Genomic DNA, 19,756 nt, shown 5'->3' with positions numbered 1-19,756 from the left:
CGAGGCGCCGGCCGCGCCGCCGGCGGCGCCCCTGGCACCCCTGCCACCGACCGCGCCGGTGGCGCCGCCGTTCAACGGCCCGCCGGACATGGTGGTGCCGGTGCCAGAGGAGGTGCAGCCGGAGCCAGCACCGCCCAGCAGGGACGCCGCCGCGCTGGCCGAAGCGCTGGCGACCAGCGAGCCGGAGGCAGAGCCCGGTGGCACCGGCGGCTGGTTCTCCCGCCTCAAGACCGGCTTGTCGCGTTCCACCGCGCGGCTGACCGATGCGCTGACGACCGTGTTCCGCAAGCGCCGCCTGGACGACGCGGCACTTGAGGAGCTGGAGGATACGCTGATCGCCGCCGACCTCGGTGTCGCCGCGGCGCGGCGCATCGTCGAGGGATTCCGGAAGACCCGCTTCGGCAAGGAGGTCTCGGACGAGGAGGTGAAGGGCGCGCTGGCGGAGGCGATCGCGGAGATCCTGGCGCCGGTCGCCCGGCCGCTCGAGATCCGGCGGGAGAATGCGCCGCATGTCGTGCTGGTGGTCGGCGTGAACGGCACCGGCAAGACCACGACCATCGCCAAGCTCGGCCAGCAGTATCGCGGCCAGGGCCTCAAGGTGATGTTCGCGGCGGGCGACACCTTCCGCGCCGCGGCGGTGGAGCAGTTGCAGATCTGGGGCGAGCGGACCGGCTGCGCCGTCGTTGCCTCGCCGAAGATGGGCGCCGATGCCGCCGGCCTCGCGCATGACGCGCTGGCGCGGGCGCGGTCCGAGGGGATGGACCTGCTGCTGATCGACACGGCGGGGCGGCTGCATAACAAGTCGGCCCTGATGGAGGAACTGCGGAAGATTATCCGCGTGATCCGCAAGCTGGACCCGACGGCGCCGCATTCGGTGCTGCTGACGCTGGATGCGACGACGGGGCAGAATGCCATCCAGCAGGTGAAGATCTTCAAGGAGATGGTGGATGTCTCCGGCCTGGCGGTGACCAAGCTGGATGGCAGCGCCAAGGGCGGCGTGGTGGTGGCGCTGGCGGCGGAGGTCGGGATTCCGGTCCACTTTGTTGGCGTCGGCGAAAAGGCTGCGGACCTGCGGCCCTTCACGGCGCGGGACTTCGCCCGTGGCCTGGTCGGGCTGCCGCAGAGCTAACAGAGCCGAAATCCGCTGCATGACCAGCTTTCCGCCCTGCAGGAGGCACCGCGGCGCGCCGAGCTGGGGCGCAGCATCACCGGCAGCGGAGCAGCCTGCCAGACGATCCTCGTCACCTACTTCGCCGGCTTCGACGAACGCCGCACCGCCTACTGGGATACGCGCTGCCGCGAGGGTTCAACGTACCGGGTGGCGCTGCCGGCCCAGCGTTTCGGACGCCTTGGTTTGAGCGTCCGCGACGCGGTAAGTGCCGACCGTTCGAGCCTGGTGGCCGCTTGGCCCATTGGTGCGGGACGGTAATCCGAACTGGCGCGGCCACGGCCACGGCGCGGAGCCGGGGCTCGGCGCGCCGCTGGGCCTGTCTGCTGATTCGGGGTTCCGGGTGCTCAGCCAGGTCGGAAACCATGCCGAGGTGTATGAACGCGACCTGGGGCAGGGGTCCGCGCTCGGCGTGCCGCGCGGGCTGAACGCGCTGTGGGAGCGCAGCGGACTGATGTACCCGATGCCGATACGCTGAACCGGTGCCTTGAACCTGCGGCTACTCCAGCGGAATCCGGATGCGGGCGCCGGGCGCGAGGTCCTTGCCCAGGATCTCCTGACGGCTGGAGAGGTGTTCGCGACCGAAGGTGAAGCCGCGGTCCTGCTCGCGCTCATCGATGATGACCGGCTCCAGCGTCGCGCGCGGCGGGCCGGCGAAGATGTCGCGCGGCGCCTCGATGCTACGGTTCGGGATCGGCGCGGGTTCGCCCCAGAGGCTGGGCGCCGCGGCCCGCGTACTGGGCAGGGGCGGGGCGGGAGGAGGCGGCTCGGGGAGTGGTTGCTGGGCGCGGGCGCGCCTTCGGGCGGAGACGGGGCGCTCCACCACCGGTTGCTCCGGCACCACGGCGGCCGGCGCATCCGCGGTCGCCGCCCGCGCCGGTTCGGCGAGGGCGCCGCCGGCGATGAGCATCAGCGATGCGGCGAGCGTGATCGCGCGTCTCACAGCGCAGCCTCCAGCCGAGTGGTTCCACGCCGATCCACCGGCGGGTTGCCGCGCGGGGCGCCGAGCGGACCTGGCCCAGCCTCTCGCCAGGCCCGCAGGACCCAGTGGACGGAGGGGAAGGCGAGGTCGTCCCAGGGGATGTCGGCCCAGTCGAACAGCCGGACCTCCAGGCTCTCAGGCCCCGCGGCGAAGCCGGGGCTGGCGAGGCGGGCGCGGAACAGGATCTGCACCTGGCCGATGCGGGCGATGGAATAGATCGCCAACACGCCGTCCAGCGCGAGGTCGGCGCAGGCTTCCTCCCGCGCCTCCCGAACCGCGCCTTCCTCCACCGTCTCGCCGAGTTCCATGTAGCCGGCGGGGATGGTCCAGAAGCCGCGACGGGGTTCAATGGCGCGCCGGCACAGCAGGACCTGGCCCGCCACGTCGACGACGGAGCCGACGACGATCTTCGGGTTCTCGTAGGCGATGAACCCGCAATCCGAGCAGGTCAGCCTTTCCCGGTCTTCGCCCTCGGGGATGCGCCGGACGAAGCGGGTGCTGTCGGTGGTGTCGGAGGCCATGGGCCGAAGGTGCAACCGGAGGGCGCGGACCGCAAGGCAAAGCTTATCACGCCGTCAGGAGGCTTTCCCGATGTGCCCGATCAGACACGCAGGTCGAGCAGCGACCCGCGTGGCACCGGCCCGCCGGGCATCGCCGGCATCGTATCCAGCGTGCGTTGCTGCGGCGCCGGCAGCGGCTGCAACGGCTGGGGGGAGGCGCTGGATCCGCGCGTTTTCGCGGCCCCTTGCGTCCGGGAGACTTCCGCCGTGAAGGCGGCCAGGGAGTTCATGGCGATCATGCGCACGACCATGAACCGCAGGTCTGAAGGATGCGTAAACCGCTGGGTGGATTTCGGCGGAAGCGGGCGGAGCGTGCGCATGCCCGGAGGATGCGACGCCGCGCCGTTAACACTCCAGCAACCTCTAGTGGAATCGAGACGAAGGTTGCCAAAATCTGAATCAGTCGGTCAGGACCGCGACCCCCGGCAGCGTCTTGCCCTCCAGCCACTCCAGGAAGGCCCCGCCGGCGGAGGATACATAGGTGAGGCGGTCCATCACCCCGGCATGGCGCAGGGCGGAGACGGTGTCGCCGCCACCGGCGATGGACTTCAGGCCGGAGGAGGCGGTGAGTGCCGCCACGGATTGCGCGACGGCGACGGTGGCGGTGTCGAAGGGCGGAATCTCGAAGGCGCCGAAGGGTCCGTTCCAGACCAGGGTCGAGGCCTGGCGCAGGCGGCTTTCCACCATGTCCACCGTCTCCGGCCCCACATCGAGGGCCATCATGTCCTCCGGCACCCGGTCGATCGCCACGGTACGGTGGGGCGCGTTGGCGGCGAAGGCGCCAGCCACCACCAGGTCCACCGGCAGCAGGATCCCGCAATTGGCGGCGCGCGCCTCGGCCATGATGGTCCGCGCCGTCTCGTGCATCTCGGCCTCCTGCAGCGACTTGCCCATGGCGTGGCCCTGGGCGGCGAGGAAGGTGTTGGCCATGGCACCGCCGATGACCAGCACGTTGACCTTGCGGGTCAGGTTGCCGAGCAGTTCCAGCTTGGTGGAGATCTTGGCGCCGCCGACGATGGCGACGACCGGGCGGGCGGGGTTGCCCAGCGCCGCGTCCAGCGCCTCGAGCTCCGCCTGCATCAGGCGGCCGGCGTAGGCCGGCAGCAGGTGGGCGACGCCTTCCGTGCTGGCATGGGCGCGGTGGGCTGCGGAGAACGCATCGTTCACGAACACATCCGCCAGCCTGGCGAGGGCTGCGGCCATGGCAGGATCGTTCTTTTCCTCGCCGGCGTGGAAGCGGGTGTTCTCCAGCAGCAGCACCTCGCCATCCGCCAGCGCGGCGGCGGCCTGTTCTGCGACGGGGCCGACACAGTCGGCGGCGAAGGCGACGGGGCGGCCGAGGGCGGCGGACAGCGCCTCCGCCATCGGCGCCAGCGACATCTCCGGCACCACCTTGCCCTTCGGCCGGTCGAAATGGCTGCAGACGATGACGCGCGCGCCCTTCTCCGCCAGTTCGCGGATGGTCGGCGCCAGGCGTTCGATCCGCGTGCGGTCGGTGATGCGGCCATCGCGGACCGGGACATTCAGGTCGGCGCGCAGGAGCACGCGCTTGCCATGGGCGTCCAGCGTGTCGATGGTGCGGAACGGCATCGAAGAGGCACTCCTGATTCGGGATGGCGGCCGGGAGGAACGAAGCGATGCGGTGGCTTGTCGCGGCCCTGGTCTGCCTGCCGATCGTAGCATCGGCGCAGGAGGGCTTCCAGTTGCCGTCCGGGAACATCTTCTGCGAGATGGAGGAAGGCGCCATCCGCTGCGACATCGTGAACTACAGCTACACGCCGCCGCCGAAGCCGCAGGACTGTGAATTTGACTGGGGCCATTCGGTGGCGGTCGGGCCCGTGGGCGCGGCGCGGCTGCTGTGCGGCGGGGATACTGTGGTGAACCGTGGCGCGCGCCGGCTGCGCTATGGCACCGCGTGGCAGGGGCCGGGGCTGACCTGCACGGCGACGCAGGCGATGCTGCGATGTGCCAATGCGGCGGGACAGGGGTTCGAGTTCGCGCGGACGCGGCTGCAGTTGTTCTGAACCGGCGCGACGAGCCCTCTCCCCCTGAAGCAAGGGGGAGAGGGCTCGACGGCTCAGAGGCTGCCGAACAGGGCGGCGGTGTCGCTCATGCGGTTGGAGAAGCCCCACTCGTTGTCGTACCAGGACATCACGCGCACCAGCGCGCCGTCCACCACCTGCGTCTGCGTCGCGTCGAAGGTGGAGCTGTGCGGGTCGTGGTTGAAGTCGATGCTGACCAGCGGCGCGGTGTTGTAGCCGAGGATGCCCTTCAGCGGCCCGGATTCGGCGGCCGCCTTCATCACCGCGTTGATCTCCTCCTTCGTGATGCCTTCCTTCTTCGGCACGAAGTCGAGCGAGACGAGGGAGACGTTGGGCGTCGGGATGCGGATCGCGGTGCCGTCCAGCTTGCCCTTCAACTCCGGCATCACCAGGCCCACGGCCTTCGCCGCGCCGGTGCTGGTCGGGATGGCGGAGACCGCCGCGGCGCGCGCGCGGTGCAGGTCCTTGTGCAGCGTGTCGACGGTGTTCTGGTCGCCGGTATAGGCGTGGATGGTCACCATATAGCCGCGCACGATGCCGAAATTGTCGTGCAGCACCTTGGCGATCGGCGCCAGGCAGTTGGTGGTGCAGGAGGCGTTGGAGACGACCGTCATCTCCTTCGTCAGCACCTGGTGGTTCACGCCGTAGACGATGGTGGCGTCGGCATTCTCGCCGGGCGCCGAGATCAGCACCTTGCGGGCGCCGGCGGTGATCAAGGCGCTCGCCTTATCCTTCGCCGTGAAGATACCGGTGCATTCCATGGCGACGTCGACGCCCTGGAACGGCACCTTGGTCGGGTCACGCTCGCTGCTGACTACGATCGGCGCGTAGGTGCGGCCATTGGCGGTGATCAGCAGCTTGTTGCCGTCCACCGCCACTTCGCCGGGGAAGCGGCCATGGACGCTGTCGTAGCGGAACAGGTGGGCGTTCGCTTCGACGCTGCCGAGGTCGTTGATCGCGACGCATTCCACGTCGGTGCGGTTGCTTTCGATCATGGCCCGCAGCACCAGGCGCCCGATGCGCCCGAAGCCGTTGATGGCGACCTTCACAGCCATTTTCGTCCAATCCCCTTTGGAATGTTCAACCCAAACGCTTCTTCACGGCGGCGACCGTCGCCTCCGCCGTGATGCCGAAATGCCGGTACAGCTCATCCGCCGGCGCACTGGCGCCGAAGCCCTGCATGCCGATGAACAGGCCCTCCGGCCCGAGCCAGCGGTCCCAGCCGAAGGGCAGCGCCGCCTCGATGCCGACGCGCAGCACGTCGCCCAGCACCTGGGCGCGGTAGCTCTCGTCCTGCAGCGCGAACAGTTCCCAACTCGGCAGCGACACCACCGCGGTCGGGATGCCCTCGGCCTCCAGCAGTGCGCGCGCCGCGATGGCCAGGTGCACCTCGGATCCAGTGGCGATCAGCGTAGCGCGGCGGGCGCCGGAGGGTTCCGCGAGGACGTAGCCGCCGCGGGCGCAGCGGTTCTCGCCATGGTCGGCGCGCAGCGCGGGCAGGTTTTGCCGCGACAGGGCGAGCACGGAGGGACCATCGGCGCGCTTCACCGCCAGTTCCCAGCATTCCGCCGTTTCCATCGCATCCGCCGGGCGGAACACCGCGAGGTTCGGGATGACGCGGAGCGAGGCGAGCGTTTCCACCGGCTGGTGTGTCGGACCGTCCTCGCCCAGGCCGATGCTGTCATGCGTCAGCACATGGATGACGCGCTGGCGCATCAGGGCGGCCAGCCGCAGCGCCGGGCGCAGGTAGTCGGCAAAGACCAGGAAGGTGCCGGAATAGGGGATGAGGCCGCCATGCAGCGCCATGCCGTTCATCGCCGCCGCCATGCCGTGCTCGCGCACGCCGTAGTGGATGTAGCGGCCGGCGTAGTTGCCGGGCGAGAGTGCCGGGATGCCCTTGACGTTGGTGTTGTTGGAGCCGGTCAGGTCGGCGGAGCCGCCGACCATCTCCGGCACCGCCGGCACCAGCGCTTCCAATGCGCGCTGGCTGGCGATGCGGGTGGCGATCTTCGGGCGGTCCTCGGCGTGCCTGGCGCGCAGCGCGGCGAGCGGCTCGTGCCAGGCTTCCGGCAGGCGGCCGGCCATGGCGCGGTCGAACTCGTCCTTCTGGGCGTGGTTCGCCAGGCGCTTGAGCCAGGAGCGGCGGGTGCCGGCACCGCGGCGTCCGGCTTCCTCCCAGCGCGCCTTCAAGCCGTCCGGGACCTCGAATGGCCCGTGGTTCCAGCCCATCGCGGCCTTGGCGGCGGCGGCTTCCTGGGCCCCTAGCGGAGCGCCGTGGCTGGCGGCGGTGCCGGCCTTGGTCGGCGCGGCGAAGCCGATGATGGTGCGGCAGGCGATCAGCGTCGGCTTCCGGTTGCGCGTCGCCCAGGCGAGCGCGGCGGCGACCTGCTCGTGGTCGTGGCCATCGATGCGGCGCGTCGCCCAGCCATAGGCCTGGAAGCGGCGCAGCGCATCGTCCGACAGCGAGATGGCGGTGTCGCCATCGATCGAGATGTTGTTGTCGTCGTACAGGACACACAGCCGGTCGAGCTGCAAATGGCCGGCGAAGGAGGCCGCCTCGTGGCTGATGCCCTCCATCAGGTCGCCGTCGGAGGCGATCACCCAGGTGCGATGATCGACCAGGGACTTGCCGAAGCGCGCCGCCAGCATGCGTTCCGCCAGCGCCATGCCGACCGCGGTGGCGAGGCCCTGGCCGAGCGGGCCGGTGGTGGTCTCGATGCCGGGATGCTCGCCGTATTCCGGATGGCCGGCGGCCGGGGAGTGCAACTGGCGGAAATTCCTGATGTCCTCGATGCTCATGCCGGCGCCGGTCAGGTGCAGCAGGGCATAGAGCAGCATGGAGCCGTGGCCGGCGGACAGCACGAAGCGGTCGCGGTCGTGCCAGCGCGGGTCGGCGGCGTCGTATTTCAGGAAGCGGGTGAACAGCACCGTGGCGACATCGGCCATGCCCATCGGCATGCCGGGGTGGCCGGATTTCGCCTGTTCGACCGCATCGATCGCCAGCGCCCGGATGGCGTCCGCCATGCGCCGTTCCTCGCTCGCCGGGCGCGCGAGCAGCAGGGCCTGCGCGGCCTGGGCGGGCGTGGGCTCCGCGCGGGGTTGGGTATCGGGTTCCGTCGTGGCCAAGGCAGTTCTCCGCAAGCGCGAGCCTATAGAGGCGCCTCGGGCACCCGACAACCCAGGCGTCGGCCGTGGGCCCGGGGCCACTGCGGTTGAGGATGCGTCGCATTCCAGATTGTGCAGCAATCACAACACCTTGCGGCGCGCGTGGGGCGTGACTCGGGGCCGCGCGCGGCGGTAGTCTCCGACCATGCCAACAGCCACCCTCGCCGAGCCGACCCGCGACGGCCTGCCGCCCATGCCCCCCGGCCCGCCGCATGAGGAACGCCACTTCGCCGCCGGGGAGACCATGCGGCATGTGGTCGGAGGCGCGGCGGAGGGGCTGGTGCCGGGCACCGCGGTCGCCGCGGCCCTTTCCTTGGCCGGGATGGCGACGCCGGCGGTCCTGGCCGGCGGGCTGGCGAGCCTGGCGGCGATCAGCGTAGCCGGTGCGCTGGAACGGGTGCGCGCGGTGCGGGCCGAGGCGGCGCTGTATGCGGCGGAGCGGCTGCGGGAGGAGGAGGAAAGCCACCTCTACCCCGAGCGCGAGAAGTGGGAGGTGGCGGCGATCCTCCACCGCTACGGCGTGCGCGGGGATGTGCTGCGCCAGGCGGTGGAGGCGGTGGCGGCGGACCGGCGTCGCTGGGTCGACTTCATGATGCGCTTCGAGCTGGACCTGTCGGAACCCGACACAGCCCGCACCGGCCGTGCGGCGCTGGTTCGGGCCATGGCGCAGGCCGGCGCGGGGATCCTGCCGCTGTTGCCCTATGTGGTCACGCCCAGCGGCGCGACCGGCTGGTCCTGCCTGATGGCCGGACTGGGACTGGTCGGGCTGGGCTGGCTCCGCGCCCGCGGCGATGGCCTGCCGCCGGCGGGGCAGGCGCTGCGCGTGCTGGGCATCGGCGCCGCCGCTGCTGTCGTGGCCGCCCTGGTGGCCCGTCTGGTGGTCTGACGGGCCAGGGCGCCCGCGGGCCTCAGTTCGGCGCCGGGCTGCCGCCGCCCTGCTGCCCGGCATTCGGGGCCGCGGGCGTGGTTTCACCTGTCCGCGGCTGCTCCGCCGCGCGCAGGCGGGCCTCAGCCTCCTGCGCGTTCTGCCGCAGGCGGGACAGGGTTGCCTCCGCCTGGCGCGACTGCTCGCTGAGCGCCTGGACCTGGCGGGCGGCCTCGGCGGCGGCGCGCTGACGCTCCTGAAGCTGCTGGCCGGCCTGGTCGACGGACTGGCGCAACTCGGTCAGGCGGGCCTCCTGGCTCTCCAGATTGCGGGTCATGCCGGACAGGCGCTGGTCGGCCGCCTCGGCGCGGGCGGTGAGGTCGGCCAGGCGGGTTTCGGCCTGCTGCGCGTCACGGGCGGCGGCATCGCGCGCCTGGGCCAGGCGGGCGGCCTCGGCCTGGGCGCGTTCGGCTTCCTGCCGGCGCGCGTCGCGCTGCGTCTCGGCGGCGGCGGCCTCGTTGCGCAGCGCGGCCAGGCGCTGCTGCAACTCGCCGGCCTCGCGGGTCGCGCCCGCGATCTCGGACTGCGTGCCGGTCAGGCGGGTGGCGGCCTGCTCGGCGCCCTGCGTCGCACGCTCGAGCTGCGTCTGCACCTCGGCCAGCGCGGCGCGGCGGGCGGAGAGATCGGTCTCCAGCAGCGCGGCTTGGTCCCGGAGACCGCGCAGGCGCTGGTCGGTCCCGGCCAGTTCGGCGGCGCGGGCGGTCAACGCGCCCTGGACCTGTCCGGTCTCGGCCGATAAGGCGGCAAGGCGCTGTTCGGCGGCCTGCACCCCGGCAGTCAGCTCGGAGGCGCGCGCCTGCAGGCTGCGCACCGCCTCCGCGGTGGAGTCACGGGTTTCGGCGGCGCGGGCCTGCGCGGCCTCGGCTTCCTGCACGGACCGGGTCAGTTCGGCCAGGCGGGCCTCGGCCTGGGCAGTTTGGTCGGTGAGTTCGGTGCTGCGCGCCTGCAGCCGCTCCGTCTCGGCCTGGGCGGCGCCGCGCGCTTCCGTCGCGGCCTGTACGGCCTGCTCGGCCTCCCGCTGCGCCTGCGCGCCGGTCTCGGCCTGCTGGCGCAGGGCGGCCAGGCGCTGTTCCGCCTCGTTCGCCTGGGTGGTCAGGTCGCGGGCGCGCGCCTCGGCCTGGGCCAGGGCCTGCTCGGCCTGCTGGGCGCGCGCCTCGATGGCGGGCAGGGCGCCGCTGGCGGCCCGCTCGGCATCCAGCGTGTTCTGCAACTGCGTACGCTCGGTTGCCACCTGGGTCGCCTGCTCCTGCGCCTCCCGCACGTCGCCGTTCAGGGTAATGACGGTGATCCAGCCGATGAGGGCCAGCAGCAGCAGCAGGGCGGAGGCGACCTGCGCGGGGCGCGGCCAGAGGGAGGGATTCATGATGCGCGGGCGCTCCAATGGCGAGGCGGGTAGGAACCTCCCCCGGAAGCGCCCCGGTGCCGCGAAAGTTGCAACGCGATCTACGTGCTGCGGTTGGCGCGGGCGACCACGGCCTCGAACAGCACCTGGCAGCCGGCCTCGGCCTCCGCCGGCTCGATGCTCTCGGCCTCGTTGTGGCTGAGGCCGTCCTTGCAGGGGGTGAAGATCATCGCGGCCGGCATGCGGCGGGCGACGTAGACAGCATCGTGGCCGGCGCCTGAAACCATTTTCCGGGCCGGGTAGCCGAGGCGGGTCGCGGCCTGTTCGACCAGGGCCACGCACTCCGCATCGAAGGGCTGGGCGGCGAAGCGAAGAAGTTCGGCCAGCTCCAGGGTGCAGCCGGTGGCGGCGACCAGGGCTGTCGCCTCGGCCGGGAAATCGTCGGCCAGCCACGCGATGCGGGCGCTGTCCGGGTGGCGGAACTCGATGCTGAAGGAGACCTCGCCAGGGATCACGTTGCGGCTGTTCGGCAGCACGTGCAGGAAGCCCACGGTGCCGCGGCCATCCTCGCCGGCTTCCCGCATGCGGCGGTCCACCAGATCGATCACACGGGCGGCGGCGACCAGGGCGTCGCGGCGGGTGGAGGGTGGGGTGGTGCCGGCGTGGCTGTCCTGGCCGGTGATGCGGGCATCCCACCAGACCTGCGCCTGCGCGCCGGTGACGATGCCGATCTGCCGGCCCTCCCGCTCCAGGATCGGGCCCTGCTCGATATGCAGCTCGAAGTAGGAATCCGCGGGAAAGGGCTCGGCGGTTTCCGCGCCGCGATAACCGATGGCATCCAGCGCCTGTTCCACCGAAACGCCATCGATGTCGCGCAGCGCGTAGGATTGCGCCAGGGGGTAGATGCCGGCCCAGGTGCCGCTGCCCATCAGGGAATAGCCGAAGCGGCTGCCTTCCTCGTCGGTCCAGTTCACCAGCTCCAGCGGCGCCTCGGTGGTGATGTTGAGGTCGTGCAGGGTGCGCATCACCTCCATCCCCGCCATGACGCCGAGCGCGCCATCGTACTTGCCGCCCGAGGGCTGGCTGTCCAGGTGGCTGCCGAACAGCACGGGCAGGCGGGCGGGGTCGCGGCCGGCGCGGCGGGCGAACATGTTGCCGATGGCATCGACCCGCACCGTCAGGCCGAGCGCCTCGCACTGGGCGCGAAAGTCGTCGCGGGCGGCGCGGTCGATGTCGGTCAGTGTCAGCCGGCGGACGCCACCCTTGGGCGTCGCGCCATGGCGGGCCATCGCCATCAGGCTGTCCCACAGGCGCTTGCCGTCGATCCGCTGGTTGGTGCCGCTCATGCGCCGAACCCCTTCTTTTGCCGCTTCGATCTGCGCCGGATCGGGCAGTTTGGCCAGATGCGGTGCTTGCGGCGGGCGGGGTGTCCTGCGAATCATCGCGGGAACATCCAGGAGCCCCGCCATGGCCCATGCGCTGAACGCCGCCCCCGCCATCCTGCGCAACTCGGAGCTTGACGCCGATGCGGTGCGCCAGGCGCGGGTGGACCTCGCGGCCTGCTTCCGCATGGCGGCGCGGCTCGGGATGCATGAAGGCATCTGCAACCATTTTTCCCTGGTGGTGCCGGGCCGGGACGACCTGTTCCTGGTGAATCCCTATGGCTGGGCCTTCGCCGAGATCACGGCCTCCCGCCTGCTGGTCTGCGACTTCGCCGGCAATGTCGTGGCTGGGGAGGGGGTGCCGGAGGCGACGGCCTTCTACATCCATGCCCGCGTCCACAAGAACGTCCCGCGTGCCCGCGCCGCCTTCCACACCCACATGCCGAATGCGACGGCACTGGCGATGCTGGAAGGCCCGCCGCTGGCCTGGGCTGGGCAGTCCGCGCTGAAGTTCTACGGCCGCACGGTGGTGGACGAAGAGTACAACGGGCTGGCGCTGGATGAACGCGAGGGCGACCGCATCGCCGCCAGCATCGGTGACGCCGACATCGTCTTCATGAAGAACCACGGCGTGATGGTGGTGGGGCCGAGCGCCGCCGCCGCCTGGGACGACCTTTACTACCTGGAGCGCGCGGCGGAGGCGCAGCGCCTGGCGCTGTCCACCGGCCGCACGCTGAAGCCGGTGCCGCCGGAGTTGGCCCGCAAGACCTACGAGCAGATGCGCGAGGGCGACGGCGAAAGCGCCGTGCTGCACCTCGAGAGCATCAAACGCCGCCTGGCGAAGGAGGAGCCGGACTACTTGACGTGAGCCATAGCCCGCCCTTCAGACGCCAGGCGGAAACCTCCGGTTTCCTTGGCTTCGCGACAGGTGTCGCGGCGCCCATCCGGGCGCTCACCCGCCTGCGGCGGGCGCAGGGCGTGCTGCATGGGGTCAGGTAGAAGTAGCTCCGCAGGCCTGGACCCGCGCGGCCTGCTGCTGCTGCTGGTGACGGTATTCGGCTGGGGCTTGAACTGGCCGGCGATGAAGCTGCTGCTGGCCGAGATCCCGGTGCTCAGCATGCGCACCGCCTGCGCCGCGCTCGGTATCGCGCTGCTGTTCGGCATCGCCCTGGCGCGGCGCGAATCGCTGGCGGTGCCGCGCGCGCTGTGGCCGCGGCTGGTGGTGGTGTCCTTCCTCAACGTCTCGGCCTGGATGGGGCTGGCGGCGTTCTCGCTGCTGTGGCTGGCGGCGGGGGAGGCGACGATCGTCTGCTATACCATGCCGGTCTGGGCCTCCATCTTCGCCTGGATCATCCTGGGCGAGCCGCCGGGGCTGCGGCGGGTGCTGGCGCTGGTTCTGGGGCTCGGCGGGCTGTCGGTGCTTGTGCTGGGCTCGGGCGTGGAGGTCGGCGTGGCGAAGCTGCCGGGCGTCGCGGTGGCACTGGCCGCGGCGGTGCTGTTCTCGCTCGGGACGGTGGTGACCAAGCGCTGGCCGCTGGCGCTGCCGCCGAATGCCGGCGCCGCGTGGCAGCTCGGCCTGGGCTGCGCGCCGCTGCTGCTGGGCGCGCTGCTGTTCGAGGCGCCGGATTTCACCGCGCTGTCGCCGCAGGCCTGGGCGCTGATGGCCTATGCCGGCATCGGGCCGCTCGGGCTGTGCTACCTCGCCTGGTTCGCGGCGCTACGGCGGCTGCCGGCGGCGGCGGCCTCGGCCGGGACGCTGCTGACGCCGGTGGTGGGCGTGGCGGCGGCGGCGGTGTTCCTTGGCGAGGCGCTGGGGGTGCGGGAGGTGCTGGCGCTGTCGTTGACCGTTTCGGGTGTCGTGCTGGCGGTGCGCGGCTGATCGGGGCATAGGCGCGCGATGCATACCCAGATCCGCCTCGCCCCCGGGGCCGACCGTCGCATCAAGGCCGGCCACCCCTGGGCCTTCTCCAACGAGATCGCCATGACCCCGGCGCTGCGCGCCCTGCCGCCCGGCACGGTGGTGCGGCTGGAAGGCGATGATGGCGTGCGGCACGGCGCCTGGCACTTCAACCCGCACAGCCTGATCGCGGCCCGGCGTCTGGATGCTGACCCGGAGGCGCCGATCGATGCCGGCTGGTTCCGCGCCCGGCTGGGCGCCTGCCTGGCGCTGCGGGAGAGGCTGTTCGACTCGCCGCATTACCGCCTGGTGCATGCCGAGGCCGATGGCCTGCCGGGCCTGATCATCGACCGCTACGGCGACGCGGTGGCGATCCAGGCGAATACCGCGGGGATGGAGGCCGCGACGCCCCTGATTCTGGAAGCACTGCACGCGCTGTTCGCGCCGCGCCTGGTCATCGCCCGCAACGACAGCGCCGTGCGCAAGCTGGAGGGGCTGTCCGAATCGGTCACCGCCCTGCATGGCGAGGGCACGGCGACGGTGGAGGAAGCCGGGCTGCGCTTTCCGGTGGACCTGCTCGGCGGGCAGAAGACCGGCTGGTTCTTCGACCAGCGCGCCAACCGGGCGATGGTGGCGCGGCTGTGTCCGGGACGCACCATGCTGGACGCCTTCTGCCACACCGGCGGCTTCGGCCTGGCCGCGGCGGCGGCCGGCGCACGGGAGGTGACGCTGCTCGACCGCAGCGAACACGCGCTCGATCTCGCCATGCAGGGCGCCCGGCTGGCCGGCTTCGCGGAGCGCGTGGTGCCGCTGAAGGCGGAGGCGCTCGAACAGATGGAGCGCATGACCGCCAGCGGGCGGCGCTTCGAGGTGGTGGTGGCGGACCCGCCGGCCTTCGCGAAGTCGCGGAAGGACCAGCCGGCGGCGCTGCGCGGCTATGCCAAGCTGGCGCGGCTGGCGGCGGGGCTGGTGGCGCCGGACGGCATCCTGTTCATCGCCTCCTGCTCCCATCACGTGCCGCAAGGCGACTTCGCGGCGGCGGTGGCCTGGGGGGTGCACAAGGCCCGGCGCGAGTGCCGCATCCTGGCCAGCGTCGGCGCCGGGCCGGACCATCCGGTGCATCCGGCGCTGCCCGAGAGCGCCTATCTCAAGGGACTGCTGCTGCACCTGGCATGACGCCGCCGATCCGCGCCTTCCTGGTCACCTGCTACGAGGTTCCGGGCGTGGCGGTACGGATTGGCCGGCGCAGTGCCGCCATGGATGCGCTGCTGGCGCGGCATGGCGTGCGGAGGGCGGGCTTCGTCACCGCCTGGAACCCGCGCAGCCGGCGGATGCCTGAGGGCTGGAACCTGCGGATGCAGGACCGGCTGCGGCAAGCCGCGCGTGGGCGCGTGCTGGCCGAGGGCTTCGGCCGCGGCGCCGGGTGGGCGGAGCACCATCTGCTGCTGCGCGGCGATCCGCGCCGGCTCCGTGTGCTGGGGCGACGCTTCCGGCAATGGGCGATCGTCGTGGTGGCGGCGGGCCGTCCCGCCCGCCTGGTCGCCTGCCTGGTCGCCTGCCTGGCTCAGCCCGGTCGGCGCCCGGGGTAGGCGCTGAAGCCGCCGATGACGATGCGGGCAAGACCCTCGAAGCGGAGGGTCTCGGCGCCGAGGCGCAGGCGGCCGATGACACCCTGGGTGACGATCTCGCCCATGCCGAGGCGTGGCTTGGCGCCCGCGGGGTCGCCCTCGATCGCGGCATGGATCTGCGCCAGGGTCAGGTCGGTGTCCTCCAGCCGCAGTGTCGCGACGCCATCGCCCAGGACAATGGTGCGGTCGCCGTCGCCGGGGTGCCACACCAGGGTTTCCGGGCCGGCGCGCAGCCGCCGTGTCATCGGCCCGCCGCGCCAGCGGCCCTGCGCAGGCAGTTCCGGCATAACCATGTCGAGGTCCCAGCCGTTGCACCGCTTGTCCTTGTCGCTCATCGCCGTCGGCCCCGCCTGTCGTTGCAGGCGCCAGGAAAGCGCGGCGGGGCGTGTCGCCTCCAATCCGAAGCCCCTGTCGAGGCCATAGGCTCCGCCGATGTGGGCGCGCGGCGCGCCTCAGTCGGGCAGGAGGACGTTGCCGAGCACGAGTTCGTCGAGGCCGTGGAAGGTGACAGTCTCCCGCCCCAGCACGATGCGGCCGGTCACGCCGCGCACGTCGATGCCGCCGCAGGGTGTCAGCACAGGGCGCGGCAGGCCGGGATCGACGCGGATGGCGCCGAGCAGGTCGGGTAGCGTCAGCAGGGTGTTCCACAGCCGCAGCCGGTCGCCGCCGCCGCCGCCGACCACGGTGTCGTCGCCATCGCCACGGCGCCAGTGATAGGTGCCGGAGGGCGCGCCGCCATTGTCATTGCCGGCCGGCCGGGCCGTGCCGGCGCGGAGGCCGATGAGCCACCCCGCCCGCGCATCCAGAACGGGGCCATCGGGCCAGGTCGACATCGGATCCTCAGGCGTATCGGGTCGGGACGCCAACTACCACACCGGCGCGGAACTCGCCAATAGGTTGTGTTGAGCCTAGAGAAAGCGCTCCCGGATATCGACGCTGCTTTCGCGGCCCAGCTTGTCGAAATGCGCGTCGAGCCAACCATCCGCCGCCTCCCGCCCGTAGCGCTTCAGCGTCATCAGGAAGTCCCAGTCCCCGTTCAGCTTGGTGCTGAGCTTGAAGTCGCGCATCCGCGCCTCATCCTCGATGCAGTGGATGAACAGGCGGCGGTAACGCGGCTGTTCCAGGCGGCCGGCTTCGAGCAGCCGCTGCACGAAGTCGATGGCGCGCATTTCCGCCATCAGGGAGGCGTTGAAGCTGATTTCGTTCAGGCGGTTGACGATCTCGGTCGGCCGCGTCGGCAGTTCGTCGCGGACGATCGGGTTGAGCTGGACCAGGACGATGTCGGGTGGCCCGCCCTGCTCGTACAGCGGCCACAGCGCCGGGTTGCCGAGGTAGCCGCCGTCCCAGAACGGCTCACCGTCGATCTCCACGGCCTTGAAGAATTGCGGCAGGCAGGCGGAGGCGAGCAGCGTGTCCACCGTCACTTCCTCCCGCGCGAAGACCCGCGGCTTGCCGGTGCGGACGGAGGTGGCGGAGATGAACAGCTTCGGGCCGCGGCCGTGGCGGAGGATGTCAGGCTTGATCTCTTCCTCCAGCACCTGGCGCAGCGGGTTGAACTCGTAGGGCGTGGGATTGAGCTGGTAGGGGGACATGACCCGGGTCAGCGTCTCGAACGCCTGGTAGGCGAAGGACCAGGTCAGGTCATGGCCCCAGATCGCCTTCTCCAGCGGCGTGTTCTGCAACGGGCTGTTCGCCATGCGGCCGGCGGCGTTGCGCCAGAAGCGGTCGAGCGCCCGCCGGGCGCCCTCGCGGCCGCCCTCGCACAGGCCCTGGACGAAGATGGCCGCGTTCATGGCGCCGGCGGAGGTGCCGGAGACGGCTTCGAATTCCAGGCGTTCGTCTTCGAGCAGTCGTTCCAGGACTCCCCAGGTGAAGGCGCCATGCGTGCCGCCGCCTTGAAGTGCCAGGTTGATGCGGCGCGTGGTCGGCGTGGTGCGGGCGGGGCGGGGGAGAGGGCCGGGCGCGGCGCCGGCGGCCCCCAGGGTGTCGGCGGCTTCCGAGCGGAACTCGTTCTCGATCATTGGGCGAAAGATGCACCTAGGTTGGCCGTGCACGGGCGGACCGCGCACTTCCGCGGTCCGAGGCCGCGAACGCGGCCCGCGCCCAAACTATCAGATTCGTCTTGCGGAACGGTGCGGGGCGTGAAGCCAAGGACGCGGTCGCCCGGCGCTTGAGGGCACCAAATCACTGCGCCGTCCAACCGCCGTCGATGGACATGGCGGTTCCGTTGATGCTGCCGCTGTTCGGGCCGCAGAGGAACAGCGCCATCTCGGCCACTTCCTCGACCTCGACCCAGCGCTTCGTCGGCTGGCGTTCCAGCAGGAAATCGGTCAGCGCCTTGTCTTCGGAGACGCCGTGCTTCTCGGCCAAGGGCTTCACCTGGGCCTCGGCCAGAGGGGTGCGGACGAAGCCGGGGCAGATGGCGTTGCAGGTGACGGGACCCTGCGCGACTTCCAGCGCCACCGATTTGGTCAGACCGACGACGGCGTGCTTCGCGGCGACGTAGGCGGTCTTGTAGGGGCTCGCGACCAGGCCGTGCGCCGAGGCGACGTTGACGATGCGCCCGAAGCCCCGCGCCTTCATCCCCGGGAGCGCCGCCTTGATGGCGTGGAAGTTGGAGGTGAAGTTGATGGCGATGATCCGGTCGAACTTGTCCTCGGGGAAGTCCTCAACCGGCGAGACGAACTGGATGCCGGCGTTGTTGACCAGGATGTCGCAGGCGCCGAGCTCGGTCTCGCAGGCCTTCACCATGCCGCGGACGTCCTCGGGCTTCGACATGTCGGCCGGCGAATAGGGCGCCTCCGCCACGCCCATGGCGGCGCCGACCTTCCGGCGCGCGGCGGCAATCTCCTCAGGCTTGCCGAAGCCGTTCAGCATCACCTGGGCGCCGGCCTCCGCGAAACCGAGGGCGATGGCGAGACCGATGCCGGAGGTCGAGCCGGTGACCAGGGCCACCCGGCCCTCCAGCTTCCGCGTGCTTGTCATGGAAAAGTCCTTCTGCGTTGCAACAAAGGTTGCCTACGGCAGGCGCTTGAGCAAGCCGACAACGCGCTTCACGGCCGGGGAGAGCAGTTTCGGGGTGTAGAAATCACCTGCCGCCCGCTTCGCCGCCTCCGCCAGGGTCGGATAGGGCAGGACCAAGCCGGCCAGGGCCGACAATGGCAGCTTGCGGCCGATCATCAGCGCGAACGTGCCGGCCATCTCGCCGGCATGCGGGGCCAGGATGCCGGCGCCGAGCAGGCGGCCCTTGGAGGTCGCCACCAGCTTGACCAAGCCTTCACCGATGCCCTCCGCCACCGCGCGGTCGGTTTCGGCGACGGGGAAGCGCAGGATGTTGACCTCGTGGCCGGCGTCGCGTGCCTCGGCTTCGGTCAGGCCGATCTGCGCCAGTTCAGGGTCGGTGTAGGTGACGCGGGGCAGGGCGGCGTAATCCAGCCGGGCCGGCAGGCGGAACAGCATGCGTCGCGCCAGCAGGCTGGCATGCTGGGAGGCGACATGGGTGAAGGCGCGCGGGCCGATGCCCTGCGGGTCGGCGATGTCGCCCACCGCGAAGACCCGGCGGTTGGTGAGGGACCGGAGGCCGGCATCGGTTGCGATGCCCGCCTTCGTCGCCTGCACCTGGCCGGCCTGCAGGTCGAGCCCCGCCAGGCGTGGCGCACGGCCAATCGCCAGCAGCAGGTGGGTACCGCCGATCTCGCGCCCATCCTCCAGCACCGCCGTCAGGCCGGGCCCGCCATCCTCGGCCCGGGCGGAGACGACGCGGGAGAGCTTGGCGCCTTCCAGCAGCGTCACGCCGTCGCGCACCAGGGCGCGGCGCAGGCCGTCGGTCAGTTCCGGGTCGTCGCGGCCGGCGATCCGGCCGGCCTCGATCACGGTGACGAGGCAGCCGAGGCGGGCGTGGGCCTGCGCCATCTCCAGCCCGATCGGGCCGCCGCCGAGGATGATGAGGTGTCCGGGCGGATCCTCCAGTTCGAAGATCGTCTCGTTGGTCAGCCAGGGGACGGGGCCGAGGCCGGGGATGTCGGGGACGATGGCCTGGCTGCCGGCGGCGATGACGCAGCGGCGGAAGGTCAGGCGACGGCCGGCGGCTTCCACCGTGTCGGGCGCCACGAAATGCGCCGGGGCGCGAATGACCTCGACGCCCATGCCGCGGAAGCGGGCCTCCGAGTCGATGGGGGCGATGGTGTCGATGGCGCCGCGGATATGGGCGCGCAGCGCCTGCCAGTCGATCTCCGGCTCCGGCAGGCGGATGCCGAATCGGCCGGCGCGGCGGGCGCTGGCGGCGGCGTGGGCGGCGGCGAGCAGCGCCTTGGAGGGGACGCAGCCATAGTTCAGGCAGTCGCCGCCCATGACGCCGCGCTCCACCAGCGCCACCTTCAGGCCGAGGCCGGCGGATATCGCGGCGGTGGAGAGGCCGGCAGCCCCGGCCCCGATCACCACGACGTCGAAATCGGGCATCCTGTCGTCCCCACTCTGCCAATCCGCGCCTTGTGCCTCATCCCCGCGGTTGACGGCAGGGGTGGCGGCTCCCTATACGTCCGGGCCTTGCCGGGGCGGTCCAGGTGCGATCCTGGGCGGCCGCCGGCGTTTCCTTTAGATACCAGCCGGCGCATCGGCGGACAGGGGCTTTCCCTGACCCGCCCGGGCCGGAGCCCGCGGGAGTGT

At 71.5% G+C, this 19,756-nt stretch carries 21 protein-coding genes; 8 read left to right on the top strand and 13 right to left on the bottom strand.

What is annotated here, in order from left to right:
• Nucleotides 1-31 precede the first annotated feature (31 nt).
• Nucleotides 32-1,129, top strand: a complete 1,098-nt coding sequence (gene ftsY / locus ACLF3G_RS02010; RefSeq protein WP_430668128.1) for a signal recognition particle-docking protein FtsY — start codon at nt 32-34, stop codon at nt 1,127-1,129.
• A gap of 286 nt (nt 1,130-1,415) precedes the next feature.
• Nucleotides 1,416-1,646 (top strand): hypothetical protein, encoded by a 231-nt coding sequence (locus ACLF3G_RS02005; RefSeq protein WP_430667638.1) that lies wholly within the window; start codon nt 1,416-1,418, stop codon nt 1,644-1,646.
• Nucleotides 1,647-1,667: 21 nt separating this feature from the next.
• On the opposite strand, the gene ACLF3G_RS02000 is transcribed toward ACLF3G_RS02005, so the two are convergent.
• The 4 genes from ACLF3G_RS02000 to ACLF3G_RS01985 all read right to left on the bottom strand — a co-directional run bounded on the left by ACLF3G_RS02000 (nt 1,668) and on the right by ACLF3G_RS01985 (nt 4,300).
• Complete coding sequence (locus tag ACLF3G_RS02000) at nt 1,668-2,111, bottom strand: hypothetical protein (RefSeq protein WP_430667637.1); 444 nt, start codon at nt 2,109-2,111, stop codon at nt 1,668-1,670.
• On the bottom strand, nt 2,108-2,671 hold the full coding sequence (locus ACLF3G_RS01995) for an NUDIX domain-containing protein (protein ID WP_430667636.1): 564 nt from the start codon (nt 2,669-2,671) through the stop codon (nt 2,108-2,110). The genes ACLF3G_RS02000 and ACLF3G_RS01995 overlap by 4 nt, the downstream gene beginning before the upstream one ends.
• Nucleotides 2,672-2,751: 80 nt before the next feature.
• Nucleotides 2,752-3,030: a hypothetical protein gene (locus tag ACLF3G_RS01990; protein ID WP_430667635.1), complete on the bottom strand. Its 279-nt coding sequence runs from the start codon at nt 3,028-3,030 to the stop codon at nt 2,752-2,754.
• Between the two features lie 79 nt (nt 3,031-3,109).
• Nucleotides 3,110-4,300: a phosphoglycerate kinase gene (locus ACLF3G_RS01985; RefSeq protein WP_430667634.1), complete on the bottom strand. Its 1,191-nt coding sequence runs from the start codon at nt 4,298-4,300 to the stop codon at nt 3,110-3,112.
• 47 nt (nt 4,301-4,347) lie between these two features.
• Here ACLF3G_RS01985 and ACLF3G_RS01980 point away from each other — a divergent pair, with 47 nt between their 5' ends.
• Nucleotides 4,348-4,734 (top strand): DUF6636 domain-containing protein, encoded by a 387-nt coding sequence (locus ACLF3G_RS01980; RefSeq protein ID WP_430667633.1) that lies wholly within the window; start codon nt 4,348-4,350, stop codon nt 4,732-4,734.
• 53 nt (nt 4,735-4,787) lie between these two features.
• On the opposite strand, the gene gap is transcribed toward ACLF3G_RS01980, so the two are convergent.
• Nucleotides 4,788-5,807 (bottom strand): type I glyceraldehyde-3-phosphate dehydrogenase, encoded by a 1,020-nt coding sequence (gene gap, locus ACLF3G_RS01975; RefSeq protein WP_430667632.1) that lies wholly within the window; start codon nt 5,805-5,807, stop codon nt 4,788-4,790.
• A 25-nt stretch (nt 5,808-5,832) separates the two neighbouring features.
• Nucleotides 5,833-7,878: a transketolase gene (tkt, locus tag ACLF3G_RS01970; RefSeq protein WP_430667631.1), complete on the bottom strand. Its 2,046-nt coding sequence runs from the start codon at nt 7,876-7,878 to the stop codon at nt 5,833-5,835.
• Nucleotides 7,879-8,062: 184 nt separating this feature from the next.
• Here tkt and ACLF3G_RS01965 point away from each other — a divergent pair, with 184 nt between their 5' ends.
• Nucleotides 8,063-8,803 (top strand): VIT1/CCC1 transporter family protein, encoded by a 741-nt coding sequence (locus tag ACLF3G_RS01965; protein WP_430667630.1) that lies wholly within the window; start codon nt 8,063-8,065, stop codon nt 8,801-8,803.
• Nucleotides 8,804-8,825: 22 nt separating this feature from the next.
• On the opposite strand, the gene ACLF3G_RS01960 is transcribed toward ACLF3G_RS01965, so the two are convergent.
• Together ACLF3G_RS01960 and ACLF3G_RS01955 are read right to left on the bottom strand one after the other, a co-directional pair.
• Nucleotides 8,826-10,205: a hypothetical protein gene (locus ACLF3G_RS01960; RefSeq protein WP_430667629.1), complete on the bottom strand. Its 1,380-nt coding sequence runs from the start codon at nt 10,203-10,205 to the stop codon at nt 8,826-8,828.
• An 80-nt stretch (nt 10,206-10,285) separates the two neighbouring features.
• Nucleotides 10,286-11,530: a Zn-dependent hydrolase gene (locus ACLF3G_RS01955; protein ID WP_430667628.1), complete on the bottom strand. Its 1,245-nt coding sequence runs from the start codon at nt 11,528-11,530 to the stop codon at nt 10,286-10,288.
• A gap of 121 nt (nt 11,531-11,651) precedes the next feature.
• Here ACLF3G_RS01955 and ACLF3G_RS01950 point away from each other — a divergent pair, with 121 nt between their 5' ends.
• From ACLF3G_RS01950 to ACLF3G_RS01935, 4 genes are all read left to right on the top strand, one after another.
• Nucleotides 11,652-12,434, top strand: coding sequence for an aldolase (locus ACLF3G_RS01950; protein WP_430667627.1), 783 nt, complete (start codon nt 11,652-11,654; stop codon nt 12,432-12,434).
• A gap of 117 nt (nt 12,435-12,551) precedes the next feature.
• Entirely contained in the window at nt 12,552-13,445 is an 894-nt protein-coding gene (locus tag ACLF3G_RS01945; RefSeq protein WP_430667626.1) for a DMT family transporter, read from the top strand.
• An 18-nt stretch (nt 13,446-13,463) separates the two neighbouring features.
• Nucleotides 13,464-14,639, top strand: a complete 1,176-nt coding sequence (locus ACLF3G_RS01940; RefSeq protein WP_430667625.1) for a class I SAM-dependent rRNA methyltransferase — start codon at nt 13,464-13,466, stop codon at nt 14,637-14,639.
• Complete coding sequence (locus ACLF3G_RS01935) at nt 14,636-15,052, top strand: DUF3293 domain-containing protein (protein ID WP_430667624.1); 417 nt, start codon at nt 14,636-14,638, stop codon at nt 15,050-15,052. Before ACLF3G_RS01940 ends, ACLF3G_RS01935 begins: the two co-directional genes overlap by 4 nt.
• On the opposite strand, the gene ACLF3G_RS01930 is transcribed toward ACLF3G_RS01935, so the two are convergent.
• The 5 genes from ACLF3G_RS01930 to ACLF3G_RS01910 form a co-directional block, all read right to left on the bottom strand.
• Nucleotides 15,028-15,426, bottom strand: a complete 399-nt coding sequence (locus ACLF3G_RS01930) for a hypothetical protein (RefSeq protein ID WP_430667623.1) — start codon at nt 15,424-15,426, stop codon at nt 15,028-15,030. The two genes, ACLF3G_RS01935 and ACLF3G_RS01930, sit on opposite strands and share 25 nt — an antisense overlap.
• 117 nt (nt 15,427-15,543) lie before the next feature.
• Nucleotides 15,544-15,924 carry a hypothetical protein gene (locus ACLF3G_RS01925; RefSeq protein WP_430667622.1) on the bottom strand — a complete coding sequence of 127 codons (381 nt, stop codon included), beginning with the start codon at nt 15,922-15,924 and terminating at the stop codon, nt 15,544-15,546.
• A 75-nt stretch (nt 15,925-15,999) separates the two neighbouring features.
• Nucleotides 16,000-17,112, bottom strand: a complete 1,113-nt coding sequence (locus ACLF3G_RS01920) for a patatin-like phospholipase family protein (RefSeq protein ID WP_430667621.1) — start codon at nt 17,110-17,112, stop codon at nt 16,000-16,002.
• A gap of 163 nt (nt 17,113-17,275) precedes the next feature.
• A complete protein-coding gene (locus ACLF3G_RS01915; protein ID WP_430667620.1) occupies nt 17,276-18,076 on the bottom strand; it encodes a 3-hydroxybutyrate dehydrogenase in 801 nt (266 codons plus the stop codon).
• Nucleotides 18,077-18,109: 33 nt separating this feature from the next.
• Nucleotides 18,110-19,549, bottom strand: coding sequence for a dihydrolipoyl dehydrogenase family protein (locus ACLF3G_RS01910; RefSeq protein ID WP_430667619.1), 1,440 nt, complete (start codon nt 19,547-19,549; stop codon nt 18,110-18,112).
• Between the last annotated feature and the right edge of the window lie 207 nt (nt 19,550-19,756).

Source organism: Falsiroseomonas sp. HC035, assembly GCF_050563525.1.
Lineage (GTDB): Bacteria > Pseudomonadota > Alphaproteobacteria > Acetobacterales > Acetobacteraceae > Falsiroseomonas.
The sequence above is the reverse complement of the archived record's forward strand: the minus strand, read 5'-3'. Positions and strand labels throughout refer to the sequence as shown.

Bases quoted from the DNA above. Each gene is read 5' to 3' on its own strand.
- ACLF3G_RS01990 (WP_430667635.1), bottom strand. From the start codon at position 3,030: ATGCGCACGCTCCGCCCGCTTCCGCCGAAATCCACCCAGCGGTTTACG.
- ACLF3G_RS01960 (WP_430667629.1), bottom strand. From the start codon at position 10,205: ATGAATCCCTCCCTCTGGCCGCGCCCCGCGCAGGTCGCCTCCGCCCTG.
- ACLF3G_RS01910 (WP_430667619.1), bottom strand. From the start codon at position 19,549: ATGCCCGATTTCGACGTCGTGGTGATCGGGGCCGGGGCTGCCGGCCTC.
- gap (WP_430667632.1), bottom strand. From the start codon at position 5,807: ATGGCTGTGAAGGTCGCCATCAACGGCTTCGGGCGCATCGGGCGCCTG.
- ACLF3G_RS01940 (WP_430667625.1), top strand. From the start codon at position 13,464: ATGCATACCCAGATCCGCCTCGCCCCCGGGGCCGACCGTCGCATCAAG.
- ACLF3G_RS01980 (WP_430667633.1), top strand. From the start codon at position 4,348: ATGCGGTGGCTTGTCGCGGCCCTGGTCTGCCTGCCGATCGTAGCATCG.
- ACLF3G_RS01920 (WP_430667621.1), bottom strand. From the start codon at position 17,112: ATGATCGAGAACGAGTTCCGCTCGGAAGCCGCCGACACCCTGGGGGCC.
- ACLF3G_RS01985 (WP_430667634.1), bottom strand. From the start codon at position 4,300: ATGCCGTTCCGCACCATCGACACGCTGGACGCCCATGGCAAGCGCGTG.
- ACLF3G_RS01930 (WP_430667623.1), bottom strand. From the start codon at position 15,426: ATGAGCGACAAGGACAAGCGGTGCAACGGCTGGGACCTCGACATGGTT.
- ACLF3G_RS01915 (WP_430667620.1), bottom strand. From the start codon at position 18,076: ATGACAAGCACGCGGAAGCTGGAGGGCCGGGTGGCCCTGGTCACCGGC.
- ACLF3G_RS01925 (WP_430667622.1), bottom strand. From the start codon at position 15,924: ATGTCGACCTGGCCCGATGGCCCCGTTCTGGATGCGCGGGCGGGGTGG.
- ACLF3G_RS01965 (WP_430667630.1), top strand. From the start codon at position 8,063: ATGCCAACAGCCACCCTCGCCGAGCCGACCCGCGACGGCCTGCCGCCC.
- ACLF3G_RS01995 (WP_430667636.1), bottom strand. From the start codon at position 2,671: ATGGCCTCCGACACCACCGACAGCACCCGCTTCGTCCGGCGCATCCCC.
- ACLF3G_RS01945 (WP_430667626.1), top strand. From the start codon at position 12,552: ATGGGGTCAGGTAGAAGTAGCTCCGCAGGCCTGGACCCGCGCGGCCTG.
- ACLF3G_RS01950 (WP_430667627.1), top strand. From the start codon at position 11,652: ATGGCCCATGCGCTGAACGCCGCCCCCGCCATCCTGCGCAACTCGGAG.
- ACLF3G_RS01955 (WP_430667628.1), bottom strand. From the start codon at position 11,530: ATGAGCGGCACCAACCAGCGGATCGACGGCAAGCGCCTGTGGGACAGC.
- ACLF3G_RS01935 (WP_430667624.1), top strand. From the start codon at position 14,636: ATGACGCCGCCGATCCGCGCCTTCCTGGTCACCTGCTACGAGGTTCCG.